General features: G+C 59.9%; 17 protein-coding genes, 1 tRNA gene and 1 pseudogene. 2 read left to right on the plus strand and 17 right to left on the minus strand.

Annotated features, from left to right (window positions below):
* The first annotated feature begins 20 nt into the window (after nucleotides 1–20).
* Nucleotides 21–1,451 (plus strand): M48 family metalloprotease, encoded by a 1,431-nt coding sequence (locus F753_RS42280; RefSeq protein ID WP_023446252.1) that lies wholly within the window; start codon nucleotides 21–23, stop codon nucleotides 1,449–1,451.
* 40 nt (nucleotides 1,452–1,491) lie between these two features.
* Here F753_RS42280 and nadA read toward each other — a convergent pair whose 3' ends face one another.
* The 17 genes and pseudogenes from nadA to aspS all read right to left on the minus strand — a co-directional run bounded on the left by nadA (nucleotide 1,492) and on the right by aspS (nucleotide 16,598).
* Nucleotides 1,492–2,550, minus strand: a complete 1,059-nt coding sequence (gene nadA, locus F753_RS42285) for a quinolinate synthase NadA (RefSeq protein WP_023446253.1) — start codon at nucleotides 2,548–2,550, stop codon at nucleotides 1,492–1,494.
* 246 nt (nucleotides 2,551–2,796) lie between these two features.
* Nucleotides 2,797–4,293: a succinyl-CoA:acetate CoA-transferase ScpC gene (gene scpC / locus F753_RS42290; RefSeq protein ID WP_023446254.1), complete on the minus strand. Its 1,497-nt coding sequence runs from the start codon at nucleotides 4,291–4,293 to the stop codon at nucleotides 2,797–2,799.
* A gap of 200 nt (nucleotides 4,294–4,493) precedes the next feature.
* Nucleotides 4,494–4,569 (minus strand) — tRNA-Lys (locus tag F753_RS42295).
* Nucleotides 4,570–4,677: 108 nt separating this feature from the next.
* Nucleotides 4,678–5,352, minus strand: a complete 675-nt coding sequence (gene queC / locus F753_RS42300; RefSeq protein ID WP_023446255.1) for a 7-cyano-7-deazaguanine synthase QueC — start codon at nucleotides 5,350–5,352, stop codon at nucleotides 4,678–4,680.
* A 63-nt stretch (nucleotides 5,353–5,415) separates the two neighbouring features.
* Nucleotides 5,416–6,057, minus strand: coding sequence for a 7-carboxy-7-deazaguanine synthase QueE (gene queE, locus F753_RS42305; RefSeq protein ID WP_023446256.1), 642 nt, complete (start codon nucleotides 6,055–6,057; stop codon nucleotides 5,416–5,418).
* Nucleotides 6,058–6,177: 120 nt separating this feature from the next.
* A pseudogene (ybgF, locus tag F753_RS42310) lies at nucleotides 6,178–6,997 on the minus strand (tol-pal system protein YbgF).
* Between the two features lie 6 nt (nucleotides 6,998–7,003).
* Nucleotides 7,004–7,507: a peptidoglycan-associated lipoprotein Pal gene (gene pal / locus F753_RS42315; RefSeq protein ID WP_003280313.1), complete on the minus strand. Its 504-nt coding sequence runs from the start codon at nucleotides 7,505–7,507 to the stop codon at nucleotides 7,004–7,006.
* Nucleotides 7,508–7,553: 46 nt separating this feature from the next.
* Nucleotides 7,554–8,855, minus strand: a complete 1,302-nt coding sequence (tolB, locus tag F753_RS42320) for a Tol-Pal system beta propeller repeat protein TolB (RefSeq protein ID WP_031298106.1) — start codon at nucleotides 8,853–8,855, stop codon at nucleotides 7,554–7,556.
* Nucleotides 8,852–9,853 carry a cell envelope integrity protein TolA gene (tolA, locus tag F753_RS42325; RefSeq protein ID WP_023446259.1) on the minus strand — a complete coding sequence of 334 codons (1,002 nt, stop codon included), beginning with the start codon at nucleotides 9,851–9,853 and terminating at the stop codon, nucleotides 8,852–8,854. Before tolA ends, tolB begins: the two co-directional genes overlap by 4 nt.
* Nucleotides 9,853–10,293: a protein TolR gene (gene tolR, locus F753_RS42330; protein ID WP_023446260.1), complete on the minus strand. Its 441-nt coding sequence runs from the start codon at nucleotides 10,291–10,293 to the stop codon at nucleotides 9,853–9,855. Before tolR ends, tolA begins: the two co-directional genes overlap by 1 nt.
* Before the next feature lie 11 nt (nucleotides 10,294–10,304).
* Nucleotides 10,305–10,997 carry a protein TolQ gene (gene tolQ, locus F753_RS42335; RefSeq protein ID WP_023446261.1) on the minus strand — a complete coding sequence of 231 codons (693 nt, stop codon included), beginning with the start codon at nucleotides 10,995–10,997 and terminating at the stop codon, nucleotides 10,305–10,307.
* Between the two features lie 2 nt (nucleotides 10,998–10,999).
* Nucleotides 11,000–11,443: a tol-pal system-associated acyl-CoA thioesterase gene (gene ybgC / locus F753_RS42340; RefSeq protein ID WP_023446262.1), complete on the minus strand. Its 444-nt coding sequence runs from the start codon at nucleotides 11,441–11,443 to the stop codon at nucleotides 11,000–11,002.
* Nucleotides 11,444–11,494: 51 nt separating this feature from the next.
* Nucleotides 11,495–12,547 (minus strand): Holliday junction branch migration DNA helicase RuvB, encoded by a 1,053-nt coding sequence (gene ruvB / locus F753_RS42345; protein ID WP_003300681.1) that lies wholly within the window; start codon nucleotides 12,545–12,547, stop codon nucleotides 11,495–11,497.
* A 3-nt stretch (nucleotides 12,548–12,550) separates the two neighbouring features.
* Nucleotides 12,551–13,156: a Holliday junction branch migration protein RuvA gene (gene ruvA, locus F753_RS42350; RefSeq protein WP_014821038.1), complete on the minus strand. Its 606-nt coding sequence runs from the start codon at nucleotides 13,154–13,156 to the stop codon at nucleotides 12,551–12,553.
* A gap of 74 nt (nucleotides 13,157–13,230) precedes the next feature.
* Nucleotides 13,231–13,755: a crossover junction endodeoxyribonuclease RuvC gene (gene ruvC, locus F753_RS42355; protein WP_014821039.1), complete on the minus strand. Its 525-nt coding sequence runs from the start codon at nucleotides 13,753–13,755 to the stop codon at nucleotides 13,231–13,233.
* 167 nt (nucleotides 13,756–13,922) lie between these two features.
* The gene (locus F753_RS42360) at nucleotides 13,923–14,672 is read right to left on the minus strand and encodes a YebC/PmpR family DNA-binding transcriptional regulator (protein WP_014821040.1); all 750 of its coding nucleotides are present in this window, start codon (nucleotides 14,670–14,672) and stop codon (nucleotides 13,923–13,925) included.
* A 150-nt stretch (nucleotides 14,673–14,822) separates the two neighbouring features.
* Nucleotides 14,823–16,598, minus strand: a complete 1,776-nt coding sequence (gene aspS / locus F753_RS42365) for an aspartate--tRNA ligase (RefSeq protein ID WP_031298108.1) — start codon at nucleotides 16,596–16,598, stop codon at nucleotides 14,823–14,825.
* 346 nt (nucleotides 16,599–16,944) lie between these two features.
* On the opposite strand from aspS, the gene F753_RS42370 reads away from it, so the two are divergent.
* A complete protein-coding gene (locus F753_RS42370; RefSeq protein WP_003300673.1) occupies nucleotides 16,945–17,415 on the plus strand; it encodes a Dps family protein in 471 nt (156 codons plus the stop codon).
* The last annotated feature ends 64 nt before the right edge of the window (nucleotides 17,416–17,479 follow it).

The raw sequence follows: 17,479 nt of genomic DNA on the forward strand, positions 1-17,479 counted from the left end.
AACTCAACGAGCCTGTCTGGATGAAATTGCTGCGCCCCGCCCTGCTCACGCTCGCCTGCCTGACTGCACTGCCAGCATTGGCCAACGACCTGCCTTCGCTCGGCGATGCCAGCTCCTCCATCGTTTCACCTGAACAGGAGCACCAGCTCGGCCGGGCATGGCTCAGCCTGCTGCGCGGGCAGGTAAGCCAGCTCTCGGACCCACAGCTCAAGGACTATGTAGAAAGCAGTGTCTATCGCCTGGCAGAAACCAGTCAGCTGCAGGATCGTCGCCTTGAATTCGTCCTGCTGGACAGCCCGCAGCTGAATGCCTTCGCAGCTCCAGGCGGGATCATTGGTGTCAACGGTGGCCTGTTCATCTATGCCCAGACCGAAGCCGAATATGCCTCGGTGATGGCTCACGAACTGGCGCACCTTTCCCAGCGCCATTTCGCCCGCGGACTGGAAGCGCAACAGCGCATGCAACTGCCTCTGATGGCCGCCATGCTGGCCGGCGTCGTCGCAGCCGCAGCCGGCGCAGGTGATGCCGGCATCGCCGCCATCGTGTCTACCCAGGCCGCTGCCATCCAGGCCCAGCGCCGCTTTTCCCGGCAGAACGAACAGGAGGCCGACCGCATCGGCATCGTCAACCTCGAGCGGGCCGGTTACGACCCGCGTGCGATGCCCTCAATGTTCGGTCGCCTCATGCGCCAGTATCGTTACGATCAGAAGCCACCGGAATTCCTGCTGACGCACCCGGTCAGTGAATCACGCATCGCCGATACCACAAACCGAGCGGAACAGTATCCACAGGGTGGAGCACAGGACAGCCTGCGCTACCAGCTGATGCGTGCTCGAACGCAATTGAAGTTCGAAAGAACGCCGGGCGTCGAGGCCAAGCGATTCCGCGCGATGCTCAGCGAAAATCCAGAGATGGATGCCGCACGCTATGGCCTTGCGCTCGCGCAAGTCAAAGCTGGGCAACTCGACGAAGCGAACAGCAGCCTTGCCCCGCTGCTAACCAAGGCACCGGACGACATCACCTACAACCTCGCGCAGATCGAACTCGACATCACCGCCAACCGCCTGCAACAGGCGCAGACCCGTTTACAGCGGTTGCTGCAGCTATATCCGGGCAACTACCCGGTGCGCCAGATGCACATTGACCTTCTGATGGAGAAGGGCGAGACACAGCAAGCCGAGCGCGAGCTGGACAAACTGGTGGAGCAGCGCCGCCAGGATCCCGATATCTGGTATCAGGTCGCCGAAGTGCGCGGGCTCAGCGGCAACATCGTTGGCCTGCATCAAGCACGCGCGGAGTACTTCGCCCTGGTAGGCGACTATGACCAGGGCATCGAGCAACTCGACCTCGCCAAGCGTCGTGCCAGCAACTTCCAGATCGCATCACGGATCGACGCGCGCCAGAAACAGCTGATCGAAGAAAAGCGAATGGTCGAGGAAATGCTGCGCTGAGTTGAAAACGGCGCTGAACGTTCAGCGCCGATGAAAAGGCTCAGGCGTTGCCGGCCTGTTTCAGCCGCGCGGCCTGGGTGAAATCGAGCATCCGCTTGAGGGGCTTGACCGCACGCGGAATGATCGCCGGATCGACGAAGATTTCATTGCTGCCAGCGCGCAGGCATTCCAGGGTCCGCTCCAGCGTGTTCATCGCCATCCAGGGGCAATGCGCACAGCTTCGGCAGGCTGCACCCTGGCCGGCAGTCGGCGCTTCGATGAACGTTTTTTCAGGGCACAACTGCTGCATCTTGTAAAAGATGCCCCGATCCGTCGCAACGATCAGCGTCTGCTGCGGCAAGGTCTGCGCAGCCTTGATCAGCTGACTGGTCGAACCTACAGCATCGGCGAGTTCGACCACCGCCTGCGGGGACTCCGGATGCACCAGAATCGCGGCATCCGGGTAAAGAGCCTTCATGTCAGCCAATTGCTTGGCCTTGAACTCTTCGTGGACGATACATGCGCCATCCCAGAGCAGGATGTCGGCACCGGTCTCGCGCTGTACGTAGTTGCCCAGATGCTTGTCCGGCGCCCAGATGATCTTTTCGCCGTTATCCATCAGGCTTTCGACGATTTCCAGCGCACAACTGGATGTCACCACCCAGTCAGCCCGTGCCTTTACTGCCGCCGAAGTGTTGGCATAGACGACCACGGTGCGCTCCGGATGCTGATCGCAGAAGGCCGAAAACTCTTCGACAGGGCAGCCCAGATCGAGGGAACAGGTCGCCTCGAGCGTGGGCATGAGCACGCGCTTCTCAGGATTGAGGATCTTCGCCGTCTCGCCCATGAACTTGACGCCGGCTACCAGCACGGTCTGGGCCGGATGCTCGTTGCCGAAGCGCGCCATTTCCAGGGAGTCGGAAACGCAACCACCGGTTTCCTCGGCCAACGCCTGGATCACCGGATCGGTGTAGTAATGCGCCACCAGCACTGCATTCTGGCGCTTCAACTCAACAGCTATCTCACTGCGCAACTGCGCTTCCTGCTCAGGCGTAAGCGGCTTGGGCTGCTTAGCTGCCAGGTGAGCCTGCACGAGAATGCGTTCGGGTATCTGCGTCATGGACGGGTCCTGCCAGCACGGGATTGCACGAAGCGCCGAGTATAACGGCCCAGGCCGGGAATTCGGGCTTGTCGGTAGAGACGAGGCGCGCAGGATTCAGACACGCCTCCTGCCTTTCAACGGGGCAGGAATACTAGCCGAAGCCTCTATAAAAGGGAAAGCACGGTAAAAAAGCGTGAAAAGCCGGGCATTGCGCCCTGTCAAACGAAAACCGCCGGCATCAGCCGGCGGTTCTTTTCTTCTGGATCACTCGCCCTTGAGCATGTGTCCACGTTCCTCCAGGTTGATGTGCCACTGCATCGCTTCGCCCAGCAGGTGCGGCGTCTGGCCGCCCTTCTTGCAGGCGTCGTCGAAGTACTGGTTCAGCGCATCGCGGTAGGAAGGGTGCACGCAGTTGTCGATGATGGCGCGGGCGCGCTCGCGCGGAGCGAGGCCACGCAGGTCAGCCAGGCCTTGCTCGGTAACCAGAATCTCGACGTCATGCTCGGTGTGGTCAACGTGAGCAACCATCGGCACGACGCTGGAGATGTTGCCACCCTTGGCGATCGACTTGGTCACGAAGATGGCCATGTGAGCGTTACGCGCGAAATCGCCCGAACCGCCGATGCCGTTCATCATCTTGGTGCCGCCCACGTGAGTGGAGTTGACGTTGCCATAGATGTCGAACTCGAGCGCGGTGTTGATACCGATGATGCCAAGACGGCGCACAAGCTCAGGATGGTTGGAGATTTCCTGAGGACGCAGGATCAGCTTGTCCTTGTACTTCTCCAGGTTGCCGAACACGCGATCATTGCAACGCTCGGACAGGGTGATGGAGCAACCGGAAGCAAAGGTCATCTTGCCCGCATCGATCAGCTCGAAGGTGCAGTCCTGCAGTACTTCGGAGTACATCACCAGGTCTTCGAACGGCGAATCGATCAGACCGCACATCACTGCGTTGGCGATGTTGCCGATACCGACCTGCATCGGGCCGAGGTTCTTCGCCATACGGCCGGCTTCGACCTCGCTCTTGAAGAACTCGACCAGATGGTTGGCGATGGCCTGGGTTTCTTCGTCCGGCGGAGTGACCGTGGAGTAGGAATCCGGCTGATTGGTGATGACGATGGCGGCAATCTTGGCCGGATCGACCGGGATCGAAGTCGCGCCGAGACGATCATCGACCTTGGTCAGCGGGATCGGGCCGCGGTTCGGGCGCTCACCCGGGAAGTAGATGTCGTGCAGACCTTCCAGGTTCAGGTTGTGTGCCAGGTTCAGCTCGATGATCACCTGGTCGGCGAACATGGCCAGGTTGGCCGAGTTGCCTACTGAAGTGGTCGGTACGATGTGGCCCTGCTCGGTGATGCACAACGCTTCGATGATGGTGACGTCGGGACGCTTGATCTGATGATTGCGCATCTGCTCGACGGTATGCGACAGGTGCTGGTCGATGAACATGACCTCACCGGCGTTAATCGCCTTGCGCAGTACCGGATCGGCCTGGAACGGCATGCGACGGGCCAGTAGACCCGCGGAAGCCATCTTGCCATCGAGATCGTTACCCAGGCTGGCGCCAGTGACCAGGCTGATCTGCAGCTTCTCGTCCTTGGCACGGTCGATCAGCGCGAGGGGCACGGCCTTGGCTTCGCCCGCACGGGTGAAGCCGCTCATGCCAACGGTCATGCCGTCGCGAATAAGGGCAGCTGCCTCGTGGGCACTCATGACCTTGTTCTGCAGAGAGGACAAGCGGATACGATCAGAATACATTTGAGCCTCGAACCAACGGTAATCGGAAGGGGCCGCAGTCTATTACGTTTAAAAACGCTTGAGCCACCTACTAAGGTCGTAGAGAAAAACGCTTCTTATGACCGAACGTAGCAGCCTGCAGCAACGCAAAATCGCGGCCATTAAAAAAGCCGGATAACCCTGACAGGTCTCCGGCTTCTGGTGCTCTCTCGGGAGCGATATGGTGGGTCGTGTAGGATTCGAACCTACGACCAATTGGTTAAAAGCCAACTGCTCTACCAACTGAGCTAACGACCCAATGCGGGGCGCATGATACTGATTTGATTGATGAAAACAAACTTTTTTTTGAAAAAGTTCGCGATCGCCTTCGTTTGACGGCACCCCTCCAGTACTGGCGCAGGCCGCTCAGAAATAGCGAGTGGGGTCAGCCAGCCCCGCTTCGGCAAAACCGGCGGCACGCAATCGACAGCTGTCGCACTTGCCACAGGCACGCCCATCCGTGTCGGCCTGATAGCAGGAAACCGTCGCCGCATAGTCCACGCCCAGACGAGTCCCCTCCTGCACGATCCGCGCCTTGCTCATCTCCTGCAGTGGTGCCTGGATGCGAAACCCCAGCCCTTCTACGCCTGCCTTGGTGGCCAGATTGGCCATTCGCTCGAATGCCGCAACGAACTCCGGTCGACAATCCGGGTAGCCCGAGTAATCGACCGCATTGACGCCGATAAAGATGTCACGGGCACCCAGCACCTCAGCCCAGCCAAGGGCCAACGAGAGAAACACCGTATTGCGCGCCGGGACGTATGTGACCGGAATACCCTCACCAGGCACCTCAGGCACATTGATGCTGTCGTCGGTCAATGCCGAGCCGCCGATGCCATTGAGGTCCAGGCCGATCACCTTATGTTCGACCACACCCAGTTGTTGGGCAACACGTTCCGCCGCCTGCAGTTCGGCGCGATGACGCTGGCCGTAGTCAAAGCTCATGGTGTAGCAAGCGTAGCCCTGAGCACGGGCCATGGCGACCACCGTAGCCGAATCAAGCCCGCCGGACAGCAGGATGACTGCTTTCTTCTCGTTCATTTCGCGATACCTTCAAAACGGATGAGCACGACCAGCCAGGGACGAGCCGCCAATGCCAGCGACTCAGTGGCCGGGCGCGTCGTTCCAGATAATCTTGTGCAACTGAAGCTGCAAGCGCACCGGCAGATTGTCGGCAACGATCCAGTCCGCGAGGGCACGAACATCGACCTGGCCGTGACTCGGCGAGAACAACACCTCTCCGGCACGTCGATCCAGCCCGTACTCGATCAGCTTGCTGACAGCCCAGTCATAATCCTCGCGGGAACAGATGACGAACTTGACCTGATCGTTGCGCGTTATGCAGGCGATGTTCTCGTAGCGGTTACGCGCGACCTCGGCGGAACCCGGTGTTTTCAGGTCCACTACACGACTGACACGCTCATCCACCACGGAGATATCGAGTGCCCCACTGGTCTCCAGTGAAACCTCATATCCCGCATCGCACAATCGCTGCAGCAAAGGCACGCAGTTGGGCTGCGCCAGCGGCTCTCCCCCGGTCACGCAGACGTAACGGGGATTGTAGGAGGCAACCCGCTCGACGATCGCGTCGAGCGTCATCAACTCTCCGCCGCTGAATGCGTAGGCGGTATCGCAATATTGACAGCGCAGGGGACAGCCGGTCAGGCGAACGAACACAGTAGGCAATCCACTGGTCCGCGTCTCCCCCTGCAGCGAGTAGAAAATCTCGGTAATTCGCAGGGTCATATCAGCCACGGGCGTGACGGCTAAACAGGCCATCCGCCTCCGTTGCGGGAAATAGGGGCGGCGATTCTAACGAAAAAACCCGCGCGATGGGCGGGTTTCGTTCGGTCTCGCCAGTGTGCCTCAGCGATTGAGCTGACGCTGAGCCAATTGTGCAGCCGATGTATTCGGATACTGGGCAATGACCTCACGCAGAATGCCCTGCGCCTTGTCCCGGTTACCCAGACGGATCTCAACATCTGCCAGCTTGTAGAGCGAATCCGGCACCTTGCTGTGCTGCGGATACGCCTGGCTCACTCGAGCGAACGCCTGACCGGCCCCTTGCAGGTCGCCCTTTGCCAGGTTGACCTCGCCAAGCCAGTACTGGGCGTTGCCAGCGTACTGACTGTCAGGGTACTTGCGCAGGAATGCAGCGAAAGCCTGGCTGGCCTTGTCGAAATCCTTCGCCTTGATCAGGTCGAAAGCAGCGTCGTAATAGAGCTTTTCCTTTGCAGGATCGCCGGATGTGCTTTGCGACTGGCCCTGGCTGGCAGCGGCGGGGGGCGGATGCCGAACTTCCAGCTGACGCCGCCGTATTACTGGACGGAGCAGGCTGATTGCCTGCCGCGGATCCGCTGGACAGACGGCGATCCAGGTCCTGATAGCGTTCCAGCCCCTCTTGTTGCAGGCGCTGGATCTGATTCTGTTGTTCCTCAAGCATGCCGCGCAGTTGCGCGATCTCTTCCTGCATCTGCTGTAGCTGCATGAAGAGCATGCCCTGTGCCGAAGATGGAGCGGTGGCTCCACCTCCGGCATAGGCACCGTCGCCGCTCGGCGCAGCGGTGGAGTAACCCGAGTTGCCACTAGCGGCACCTTCTTCGTAATCCACCACCGGCACTTGAGCCACCGCCATCAGCGGCAGCGCGAGCACTGTAAGAGTCAGAGCATGACGGTACTTACGCATGACGAATTACTTGCGCAGTTCGACGCGACGGTTCTGGGCCCAGGACTGCTCGTCGTTACCCATGGCAACTGGACGCTCTTCGCCGTAGGAAACCAGCTCCAGCTGAGCCGGGGAAACGCCCTGCAGTACCAGGTAACGCTGTACGGCCTTGGAGCGACGCTCGCCCAGAGCCATGTTGTACTCACGGGTACCACGCTCGTCGGTGTGGCCTTCCAGAACGACGCGAGCGCCGTTGCCTTTCAGGTCCTTGGCATGAACGTCCAGAGCGCGCATGGCTTCCGGCTTCAGGTCGGAGCTGTCGTACTCGAAGTAGAAGGTAGTGATGGCGCGCAGAGCGGCTTCTTCGCTCATGCTGCTATCGACGGAACCGGAATCAGCACCGTAACCAGCATTCGGATCGATCGCGCCCGAACCTTCGCCCGAATCGTCGCCGCCTTTGGAGGAACAACCGACAGCAACAGCCATGGCCAGAGCCAGAGCGGTGAACTTACCGAATTTCAGCATTTCCATTTGTAACAACCCCAGGTGTGTTTTGGTTAAAAGCGTTGATACCGCATCAGTTCAGGTAAGGGGACCAGGACGGCTCTCGGACTTCGCCTTGAGCTGTAGGAAGCGGGAGCCTAACGCGTCCATTGATGGACACGAGCATCAAGACTCCCCGGCCCTGCTGGCGGGTGGCGTAGATTAGCATGGTGCCATTAGGCGCAACAGTGGGCGATTCATCCAGACTGGTATCCGAGAGTATTCGCAGATTGCCACGCTGCAGATCCTGCGCAGCAACTTTGAAGTTTGTGTAACCGTCCTGGCGATGGATCATGACCAGCGTCTTCTCGTCGGCCGACAGCTTCGGGTTGGCGTTGTAGTTGCCAACGAACGTCACACGCTCAGCTGAATTGCTGCCCAACCGCTGCTTGTAGACCTGAGGCTTGCCAGCACGGTCAGAGGTGTAATAAATGGTCTGACCATCAGCACCCCAGAAGGGTTCGGTATCGATCGCGTAGTGATTGGTCAGGCGCTGCAACTGCCGCGAGCCGAGGTCCATCACATAGATTTCCGGATTGCCATCTTTCGACAGTACGAACGCCAGGCGATTGCCATCTGGCGAGAATGCCGGCGCACCGTTCAAACCTTCGAAGTTGGTGACCTGTTCGCGGCGACCCGTGTCGATGTGCTGAATGAAAATACGTGGACGCTTCTGCTCGAAGGACACATAGGCAATCCGGCGTCCGTCCGGTGAATAACGCGGGGAGAGGATGGGCTCGCGCGATTGCAGCAGAGTCACCGCCCGAGCGCCGTCATAATCCGAACGCTGCAGCGTGTAGCGCGTGTTGGCGCCACCCAGCCGCTCAACCGTCACATACAGCAGACGCGTGGAAAACGCGCCCTTGATGCCGGTGAGTTTCTCGAAGGACTGATCCGCCGCATGGTGCGCCATGTCGCGCAACTGATCCGGGGAACCACCAACGGTTCCAGTCATCACCTGCTGTTCGGTCGTTACGTTGAACACTTCGTAACGGACCTGAAGGCGGCCACCGGCCGGCTCGATATTGCCGACCATCACGTACTGGGCGCCCAGAGCCTTCCAGTCGCGATAGATGATCTCGCTGCCGCGGGTCGGCATGCTGATCATGTTCTGCCGCGGAATGGGCTGGAAAATACCGGAATTGCGCAGGTCGTTGCCGATGATTTCCGCCATGTCCTCAGGCAGTACGGTGCCGCCCTGCCAACCGAATGGAACGACCGCGATCGGGATCGCACGGTCGGCACCACTGGTGACGACGATGTTTTTTTCCTGCGCCACCGCCATTCCCGCCAGGCAGCAGAGCAGGACAAATAGACCTCGAAGGGAGTTGATCACAACGCAAGATCCTCAGGCGTAAATGTCATTTTGAAGGACCGGTAAGGCTGGAAGTCCTGCGGGCTCAGGCCCTGCATTTCCGTCAGCCGACCGATGTTCTTTACTGCGGCAACCGCAGAATTGTCGAATGGCACATCTCCGCTCGATCTGGAGACGCTGACGTTGGTGATGGTGCCATCCGGAAGCATGTTTACCTGGAGCTGCACGGTCATGTTATTGCGCGCCGACGGCGGTCGGGTCCAGCCTTCTGCTGCACGCAGCCGGATCAGATCATCGAAGTTGCCGGCAACCTGATCACCATGGGTATCAGCCAGTGCCTGCTGGCGCTCGGTAGTGTCAGAGAGCAGCTCGGCAAGCGCCTGCGCCTTCTTGTCTTCTGCCGCTTTGCGCGCGGCCTCTGCCGCTGCCTTCTTCTTGGCATCTTCAGCAGCTTTCTTCTTGGCAGCTTCGGCTGCAGCTTTCTTCTTGGCCTCTTCCGCCGCCTTGCGCTTGGCTTCTTCGGCAGCCTTCTTCTTGGCCTCCTCTGCTGCCTTCTTCTTGGCCAATTCTTCAGCAGTCTTTTTCTTGGCGATGTCAGCCTGCTTCTGCTGTTCGACCTTCTTGGCTTCCTCGGCCTTTTTCGCCGCAGCCGCTTTATCGGCTGCGGCTTTCGCTGCATCCGCCTTTCGAGCCTCTTCCGCCTTCTTTTGTTCCGCAGCGCGGGCGGCAGCAGCCTGCTTCTGCTGCTCGACCTTACGCTGTTCCATCTGTTCGCTTTCGAACTGCTTGGCAGCAGTCTTCTTCGCTTCGCCGGCAATCTTCTGGTTGGTCTGGGTAGTCGCCTGGCTCTGCGATTTCAACTGATACAAGGTGGCCTGCACAATCGGCTTGGACGGCGGCAGCTCGGGCGTCATCGAAAAGCTGACGAACAGCATGCCGAAAATAATGACGTGCAGAGCGACCGCCAGCACGGTCGGCCAGAAGTAGCTCTGCGAAGGCGATGACTCACGCTGCTGCATCAAGGCGCCTCGGTGATCAGACCGACATTACCCACGCCGGCTTCCTGCAGACCGCCCATGGCCTCCATCACCGAACCATAATCAACCGCGCGATCGCCACGGATGAACACCTGGGTATCCGGACGCTGACGCATGATGGCAACGACCGCCTGAGTCATGTCGGCCAAAGCGACGGCGTCATTGCCCTTGCTTTCGGTGTCCACCTCACTACCCACGTTCCAGTAGTAGGTCTTGTCGGCCTTGATGGAGATGGTCAGCACCTGCTTGTCGTTATCCTGCGGCAAGGCTTCGCTGCTGACCTTGGGCAGATCGACCTTGACGCCCTGGTTGAGCATCGGCGCCGTGACCATGAAGATGACCAGCAGCACCAGCATCACATCGATGTAAGGCACCACGTTCATCTCGGCGACGGGCTTGCGTCTGTTGCGGATTCTGGCCATGGCCGTGGGCCTCAGTCTTCGGTGGTGTGAACTTTGCGGTGGAGGATGGCCTGGAACTCATCGGCAAAGGTGTAATAACGACCGATGAGCATCTCGCCCCGCGCGGCGAAACGGTTGTAGGCGATCACCGCAGGAATCGCGGCGAACAAACCGATCGCCGTAGCGATGAGCGCTTCGGCGATGCCTGGCGCCACAGTCGCTAGAGTTGCCTGCTGAACCTGAGCTAGACCGCGAAAGGAGTTCATGATGCCCCAGACGGTACCGAACAGGCCGATGTAAGGGCTGGTGGAACCAACGGTGGCCAGGAATGGCAAGCTCTGCTCGAGCTTTTCCTCTTCACGGGAAATCGCCACGCGCATGGCGCGATTGACCCCATCCATTACTGCATCGGGATCGACACCCTGCTGCTGACGCAGACGGGAAAATTCCTTGAAGCCGGCGCGAAAGATCTGCTCGACGCCAGAATCCGGATCCGGGTTGTTGCCTGCCTGGCGATAGAGCTTGGACAGGTCGATACCGGACCAGAAGCGCTCTTCGAAGGTATCGAGTGCTCGCTTCGCGGCACGCAGCATACTGCCGCGCTGAAAAATCAGAATCCATGATGCGACCGAAGCGGCCACCAGAATCAGCATGACCAGCTGCACCACGAAGCTGGCGTTGCTGATCAGGCTCCACATGGACATGTGATCGACGTTGGCTTCCACGCTTACTCTCCTGCAGGGGATAGACCCGAGCCAGCGAAGGCGACACGCAGCGCTTCGGGAATGGCTCGGGGTTTCAAACTTTCGGCACGCACGCAGGCAACCAGCACCTGCCCCTCACAAAGCAGAACATCATCCAGTGCACGCCGGACCTGCTGGCGAAACCGCAGACTGGCGCGATTCACCTCAACCACCTCGGCCGTCACCAGCAATTCATCGTCCAGGCGAGCCGGTGCTCGGTAGCGGGCTTCGACCGAATGCACGACGAACAGCAAGTCCTCACCGGCCAGCTGCGACTGGGCGAATCCCAGACTGCGCAACCGCTCGGTACGAGCTCGCTCCATGAATTTGAGGTAATTGACGTAGTAGACAATGCCGCCCGCGTCGGTGTCCTCGTAATAGACTCGACAGCGGTGGGTAAAGATTTCAGCTCCGGCTTGCGCGCGCATACTAGTGCTCGGCCCTGTAAATGCCAATCGGGTAACAGAACAATATTTTCTTCAAACTATGTCGCCATCGAACAGATCCGGCGTTGGAGCATCGCTCATGCGCTTGGGCAGGTTGAGGCCGAAATGGAGATAGGCGTGACGCGTCACGACCCGACCGCGCGGCGTGCGCATGATGTAGCCCTGCTGGATGAGGTACGGCTCGAGCACATCCTCGATGGTGTGCCGCTCTTCACTGATCGCAGCGGCAAGGCTATCGATCCCCACCGGTCCGCCGTCGAACTTCTCGATCAGGGTCAGTAGCAGACGGCGATCCTGATGATCGAAGCCTCGCTCATCGACGTCGAGCATGTTCAAGGCAAGGTCGGCAATCTGCCGGGTGATCTCACCACGACCCCGCACTTCTGCGAAATCTCGCACACGACGTAGCAAGCGGTTAGCGATACGCGGCGTCCCTCGCGCCCGACGGGCAATCTCGAATGCACCCTCCGGCTCGGTCGGCAGACCGAGGATACCGGCGGAACGGCTGACGATGGTCGCCAGGTCCTCGGTGGAATAGAACTCCAGACGCTGGACGATACCGAATCGGTCTCGCAATGGATTGGTCAGCATACCGGCCCGCGTGGTGGCGCCCACAAGGGTGAACGGCGGCAGATCCAGCTTGATCGAGCGAGCCGCAGGCCCCTCGCCGATCATGATATCCAGCTGGAAATCTTCCATCGCCGGGTACAGAACCTCCTCGACAATGGGCGAAAGGCGATGGATCTCGTCGACGAACAGAACGTCGCCCGCCTCCAGATTGGTCAGCAATGCGGCCAGGTCACCCGGTCGCTCAAGCACCGGGCCCGACGTGCTCTTGATCGACACGCCCATCTCTTCGGCGATGATGTTCGCCAAGGTAGTCTTGCCCAGCCCCGGCGGACCAAAGATGAGCGTGTGATCGAGCGCTTCCTGACGGCCCTTGGCGGCGCGGATGAACAGATCCATCTGCTCGCGCACGACCGGCTGACCGATGTACTCGGCCAGCTTGAGTGGCCGAATGGCACGATCCAGTTGCTCGTCGCGATCGCGACTGCCTGCCGTGACGATACGATCCGCTTCGATCATGGCTTACACCATGCCCTTGAGGGCGCGGCGGATCATTTCTTCACTGCTCAAATCATCTTCCTGTATGGCGGACACTGCACGGCTGGCTTCCTGTGGCTTGAAGCCCAGGGAGATCAACGCGCTGACCGCATCATTCTCGGCGCTTGTGACTGCCATTTTGCTCCCGGGTTCAACCACGAAGGTCGCGATGGCGGGCATGCTCTCCCACGCCTTGAAGCGGTCCTTCAACTCCACCAGAAGCCGCTCGGCGGTCTTCTTGCCAACGCCTGGGATGCGCACCAGGACCGACGTATCCTGCGCCTGCACACAACGCACCAGCTCATCCACTTCCAGTCCGGACATCAACGCCAACGCCAGCTTCGGTCCCACACCGTTCAAACGGATCAGCTCACGGAACAGCTCGCGCTCGCGCTTCTCGGCGAAGCCATAAAGAAGTTGTGCGTCTTCACGCACGACGAGGTGCGTATGCAGCGTCACCGGCTCGCCGACCGCCGGCAGGCGATACAGCGTCGTCATCGGCACTTCGACCTCATAGCCGATACCGTTGACATCGAGAATCAGATGTGGCGGTTGCTTTTCCACCAACGTGCCACGCAAACGTCCGATCAAGCTGTTTCCTCCATGGCCATCGCATCCGCTGACGACCAGTCGATTATTCGTTCAACCAAGAGAGTTTGCGCCGACTACAGACGCAACCGCCCGCCTCGTCGCTTGGCGCCGGCCAGGCCGTGCGGAATGAGGCTCTGCCGGTGATGCGCATGACATAACGCAATGGCCAGCGCGTCCGAAGCATCGATCTGGGGTTTTTCCAGAAGCTTGAGCAGGTGCATGACCATCATCTGCACCTGCTGCTTATCAGCCCCGCCCGTTCCGGCGATGGCCTGTTTGACCTGAGTCGCGGTGTACTCTGCGATCTGCAGACCTGCTTCCGCGCCAGCAACGATGGCTGCCCCCCGAGCCTGGCCGAGCTTGAGCGCGGAATCGGCATTACGCGCCATGAATACTTGCTCGATGCCCATCGTTACCGGGCCATAGGTCCGAATGACCTCGCTCACGCCACTGAAAACGGCACGCAAGCGATCAGGCAGCTCGCCGGTGCCGGTACGAATGCAACCAGAGGCGACGTATTCACAACCGCGGCCGGTGTCCCGTACGACGCCGTAGCCGGTGATTCGAGAGCCGGGATCGATACCCAAAATCAGCGTCATGCCGTGCCGTGCTGTCTATTTATCCAGTGGCGAGTATACGGAGGCGCTGCCGTCTCCGCCACCGACAACAATATGCGCCCAGCTAGTCACTACGTAGCCTGCGATGCGCGCCTATAAAAAAGCCGGGAGCCCAGCAATGCGGCTCCCGGCTGCGGACACCACGAGATTCAGCCCAGCTGCTGCATGATCTCGTCGGAGATTTCCGCGTTGTGGTAGACGTTCTGCACGTCATCCAGATCTTCCAGCGCATCGATGAGACGCAGAACCTTCTGCGCCGTCTCGACGTCGGTGATGGGTGCCATGATGGAGGGAATCATCGCCACTTCTGCTTCGTCGCCGCGGAATCCGGCTTCTGTCAGTGCTTCGTTGACCGAGAGGAACTCGGCGAAGCTGGTATAGACCTCGACCGACCCATCCTCCTGACTAACGACGTCGTCGGCGCCCGCCTCCAGCGCCGCTTCCATCAGCGCGTCTTCATCGACGCCGGGCGCATAGCTGATCTGGCCCTTACGATCGAACATGTAGGCGACCGAGCCGTCAGTACCGAGGTTGCCACCGTTCTTGCTGAAGGCGTGACGCACTTCGGCCGCGGTACGGTTGCGGTTGTCGGTCATCGCCTCGATGATGATCGCCACCCCGCTTGGCGCGTAACCCTCATAGCTCAGCTCGGTCATGTTGTCCGCTTCGCTGGAGCCTGCGCCCCGGGCGATGGCGCGATCGATGACGTCACGCGACATGTTGGCTGTCAGCGCCTTGTCCACGGCCAATCGCAGACGCGGATTGTCCGCCGGCACGCCGCCGCCATGCTTGGCCGCCACGGTCAGCTCACGGATCAGTTTGGTGAAGATCTTGCCCCGCTTGGCGTCCTGACGCTCTTTGCGGTGCTTGATATTGGCCCATTTGGAATGACCAGCCATAACTCACTCCATTCTTCGACTGAATCAGAAAATCTCGATAACCGGATCCGTCTGTCACTCGATAAAGACAGCGGCCGGCTATCGCCGTAATGTCTCGCACTCAGAGCCGCAAGACGAAGAAGCCTGGCAGAACCAGGCTTCGGGTAGCGTTTACTCCGCCTTCGGTTGCTCGCGCAGACGGATATGCAGATCGCGCAACGCCTTGCTGTCCACCGCACCCGGCGCCTGGGTCATGACGTCCGCCGCACTCTGGGTTTTCGGGAAGGCAATCACCTCACGAATCGACTGCGCACCGGTCATCAGCATCACCAGGCGATCCAGACCGAAGGCCAGACCACCATGTGGCGGAGCGCCGAATTTCAACGCATCGAGGAGGAAGCCGAACTTCTCTTCCTGCTCGGCTTCATCGATGCCGAGAATGCGGAACACAGTCTGCTGCATTTCCTTGCGATGGATACGGATCGAACCGCCACCCAGCTCGGTACCGTTGAGCACCATGTCGTAGGCACGCGACAGCGCCGCAGCCGGATTGGCCTCGAGCTCCTGAGGCGAGCACTTCGGCGCGGTGAACGGGTGGTGCAGCGCGCTCAGCGAGCCGTCATCGTTCTCTTCGAACATCGGGAAGTCGACCACCCATAGTGGCGCCCAGTCGCAGGTCAACAGCTTGAGGTCGTGACCGATCTTGATGCGCAGCGCACCCAGGGCCTCGGAAACGATCTTCGCCTTGTCTGCACCGAAGAACACGATGTCGCCATCGACCGCGCCGACGCGATCGAGAATCACATTGAGGTTGTCTTCCGGGATGAACTTGACGATCGGCGACTGCAGGCCTTCAACGCCCTTGGCGCGTTCATTGACCTTGATATAGGCCAGGCCCTTGGCCCCATAGATGCCAACGAACTTGGTGTAATCGTCGATCTGGCTGCGCGGCATGCTCGCCGCACCCGGGACGCGCAGCGCGGCAACGCGGCCTTTCGGGTCATTGGCCGGACCGGAGAACACCTTGAACTCGACAGCGTTGAGCTGATCGGCAACATCCACCAGTTCCAGCGGGATGCGCAGGTCGGGCTTATCCGAGCCGTACCGGCGCATGGCCTCTTCGAACGGCATGTGCGGGAATTCGCCAAACTCCAGATCCAGCACTTCCTTGAACAACTTGCGGATCATGCCTTCGGTGATACCGATGATGTCCGCTTCATCGAGGAAGCTGGTCTCGATGTCGATCTGGGTGAACTCGGGCTGGCGATCAGCGCGCAGGTCTTCGTCGCGGAAGCACTTGGCGATCTGATAGTAGCGGTCGAAACCGGCAACCATCAGCAGCTGCTTGAACAGCTGCGGCGACTGCGGCAGGGCAAAGAAATTACCGGCATGGGTGCGGCTCGGGACCAGATAGTCACGCGCGCCTTCAGGTGTCGGACGCCCCAGGATCGGGGTTTCCACATCGAGAAAGCCGTTGTCATCCAGGTACCGACGAATGCTCGCGGTGATACGCGAGCGCAGCTTGAGCTTCTCGGCCATTTCCGGGCGACGAAGGTCGATGAAGCGATAGCGCAGTCGCGTCTCCTCGCCCACATCGCTGTATTCGTTGAGAGGGAACGGCGGGGTTTCGGCGTCGTTCAACACCTCCAGCTCGTAGCCCAGCACCTCGATGGCACCGGAAGCCATATTTGGGTTCACCGCACCAGCTGGGCGCAGGCGGACCTTGCCGGTGATCTTCACTACATACTCGCTACGCACCTTATCGGCGGTCGCAAAGGTTTCGGCGCGATCCGGATCGAAGACCACCTGAGCCAGGCCCTCACGATCACGCACATCGAGGAAGATCACCCCGCCGTGGTCACGACGGCGATGTACCCAGCCGCAAAGAGTGATTTCCTGGCCGTCCAGGCTTTCGTTCAATTGGCCGCAATAGTGGCTGCGCATCATGGTGAAGTTCGCTTCTCGTATCTTGAATTCGATGGGGCGCCAGAGCCGCGACAGACTGACAAGACCGTGACTGCTCTGCGCAAGCGGCATGTACCGTACGCGATACCGCATTGACGCCGGGCGCCGCAGCACGCACTGGGACCGCCAGGCACAAGCGCGGGATTATATCGAGATAATCACCGCGGCGCAGCCGTTGCCCTCGCCAACTCGAAATCGAGCCGTTGATGGAACCCTGAATCGATCAGAGCCTTCCAACGGTGAGCATTCGACCAGAAACGTATCGCTTCACAACACCACGCATTTTTCTGGCATAACTAACGGCTGAACCATCCACCAGGAGAAAAACATGGAAATCAACATTGGCATCGCCGAACAGGACCGTGCAGCCATCGCCGAAGGCCTGTCGCGCCTGCTCGCCGACACCTACACCCTGTATCTGAAGACCCATAACTTCCATTGGAACGTCACGGGGCCGATGTTCAACACGCTGCACACCATGTTCGAAACCCAGTACACCGAACTCGCCATCGCCGTGGACGATATTGCCGAACGCATCCGCACGCTAGGATTCCCGGCGCCGGGCACCTACGCGGCATACGCCCGCCTGAGTTCGATCAAGGAAGAGGAAGGCGTCCCCTCCGCCGAAGAGATGATCAAGCTGTTGGTCGAAGGCCAGGAAGCCGTTGTACGAACCGCCCGCGGTATCTTCCCGCTACTGGACAAGGTCAACGACGAGCCGACCGCCGACCTCCTGACTCAACGCATGCAGAGCCACGAAAAAACTGCATGGATGCTGCGCAGCCTGCTTTCGGCCTAAGTTTCGCTACTGGGCGGAGCGCCATATTCGCTCTGCCCAGATCGCAACGCATCTGCTGCGAAAC

Source organism: Stutzerimonas chloritidismutans AW-1 (genome assembly GCF_000495915.1).
GTDB classification, from domain to species: Bacteria; Pseudomonadota; Gammaproteobacteria; order Pseudomonadales; family Pseudomonadaceae; genus Stutzerimonas; species Stutzerimonas chloritidismutans.

Coding starts and splice junctions, on each gene's coding strand:
- F753_RS42280 (WP_023446252.1), top strand. CDS start 21: ATGAAATTGCTGCGCCCCGCCCTGCTCACGCTCGCCTGCCTGACTGCA.
- tolA (WP_023446259.1), bottom strand. CDS start 9,853: ATGCAGCAGCGTGAGTCATCGCCTTCGCAGAGCTACTTCTGGCCGACC.
- pal (WP_003280313.1), bottom strand. CDS start 7,507: ATGGAAATGCTGAAATTCGGTAAGTTCACCGCTCTGGCTCTGGCCATG.
- queC (WP_023446255.1), bottom strand. CDS start 5,352: ATGAACGAGAAGAAAGCAGTCATCCTGCTGTCCGGCGGGCTTGATTCG.
- ruvC (WP_014821039.1), bottom strand. CDS start 13,755: ATGACGCTGATTTTGGGTATCGATCCCGGCTCTCGAATCACCGGCTAC.
- ruvB (WP_003300681.1), bottom strand. CDS start 12,547: ATGATCGAAGCGGATCGTATCGTCACGGCAGGCAGTCGCGATCGCGAC.
- scpC (WP_023446254.1), bottom strand. CDS start 4,293: ATGTATTCTGATCGTATCCGCTTGTCCTCTCTGCAGAACAAGGTCATG.
- F753_RS42370 (WP_003300673.1), top strand. CDS start 16,945: ATGGAAATCAACATTGGCATCGCCGAACAGGACCGTGCAGCCATCGCC.
- ybgC (WP_023446262.1), bottom strand. CDS start 11,443: ATGCGCGCGCAAGCCGGAGCTGAAATCTTTACCCACCGCTGTCGAGTC.
- nadA (WP_023446253.1), bottom strand. CDS start 2,550: ATGACGCAGATACCCGAACGCATTCTCGTGCAGGCTCACCTGGCAGCT.
- aspS (WP_031298108.1), bottom strand. CDS start 16,598: ATGATGCGCAGCCACTATTGCGGCCAATTGAACGAAAGCCTGGACGGC.
- tolR (WP_023446260.1), bottom strand. CDS start 10,293: ATGGCCAGAATCCGCAACAGACGCAAGCCCGTCGCCGAGATGAACGTG.
- F753_RS42360 (WP_014821040.1), bottom strand. CDS start 14,672: ATGGCTGGTCATTCCAAATGGGCCAATATCAAGCACCGCAAAGAGCGT.
- queE (WP_023446256.1), bottom strand. CDS start 6,057: ATGACCCTGCGAATTACCGAGATTTTCTACTCGCTGCAGGGGGAGACG.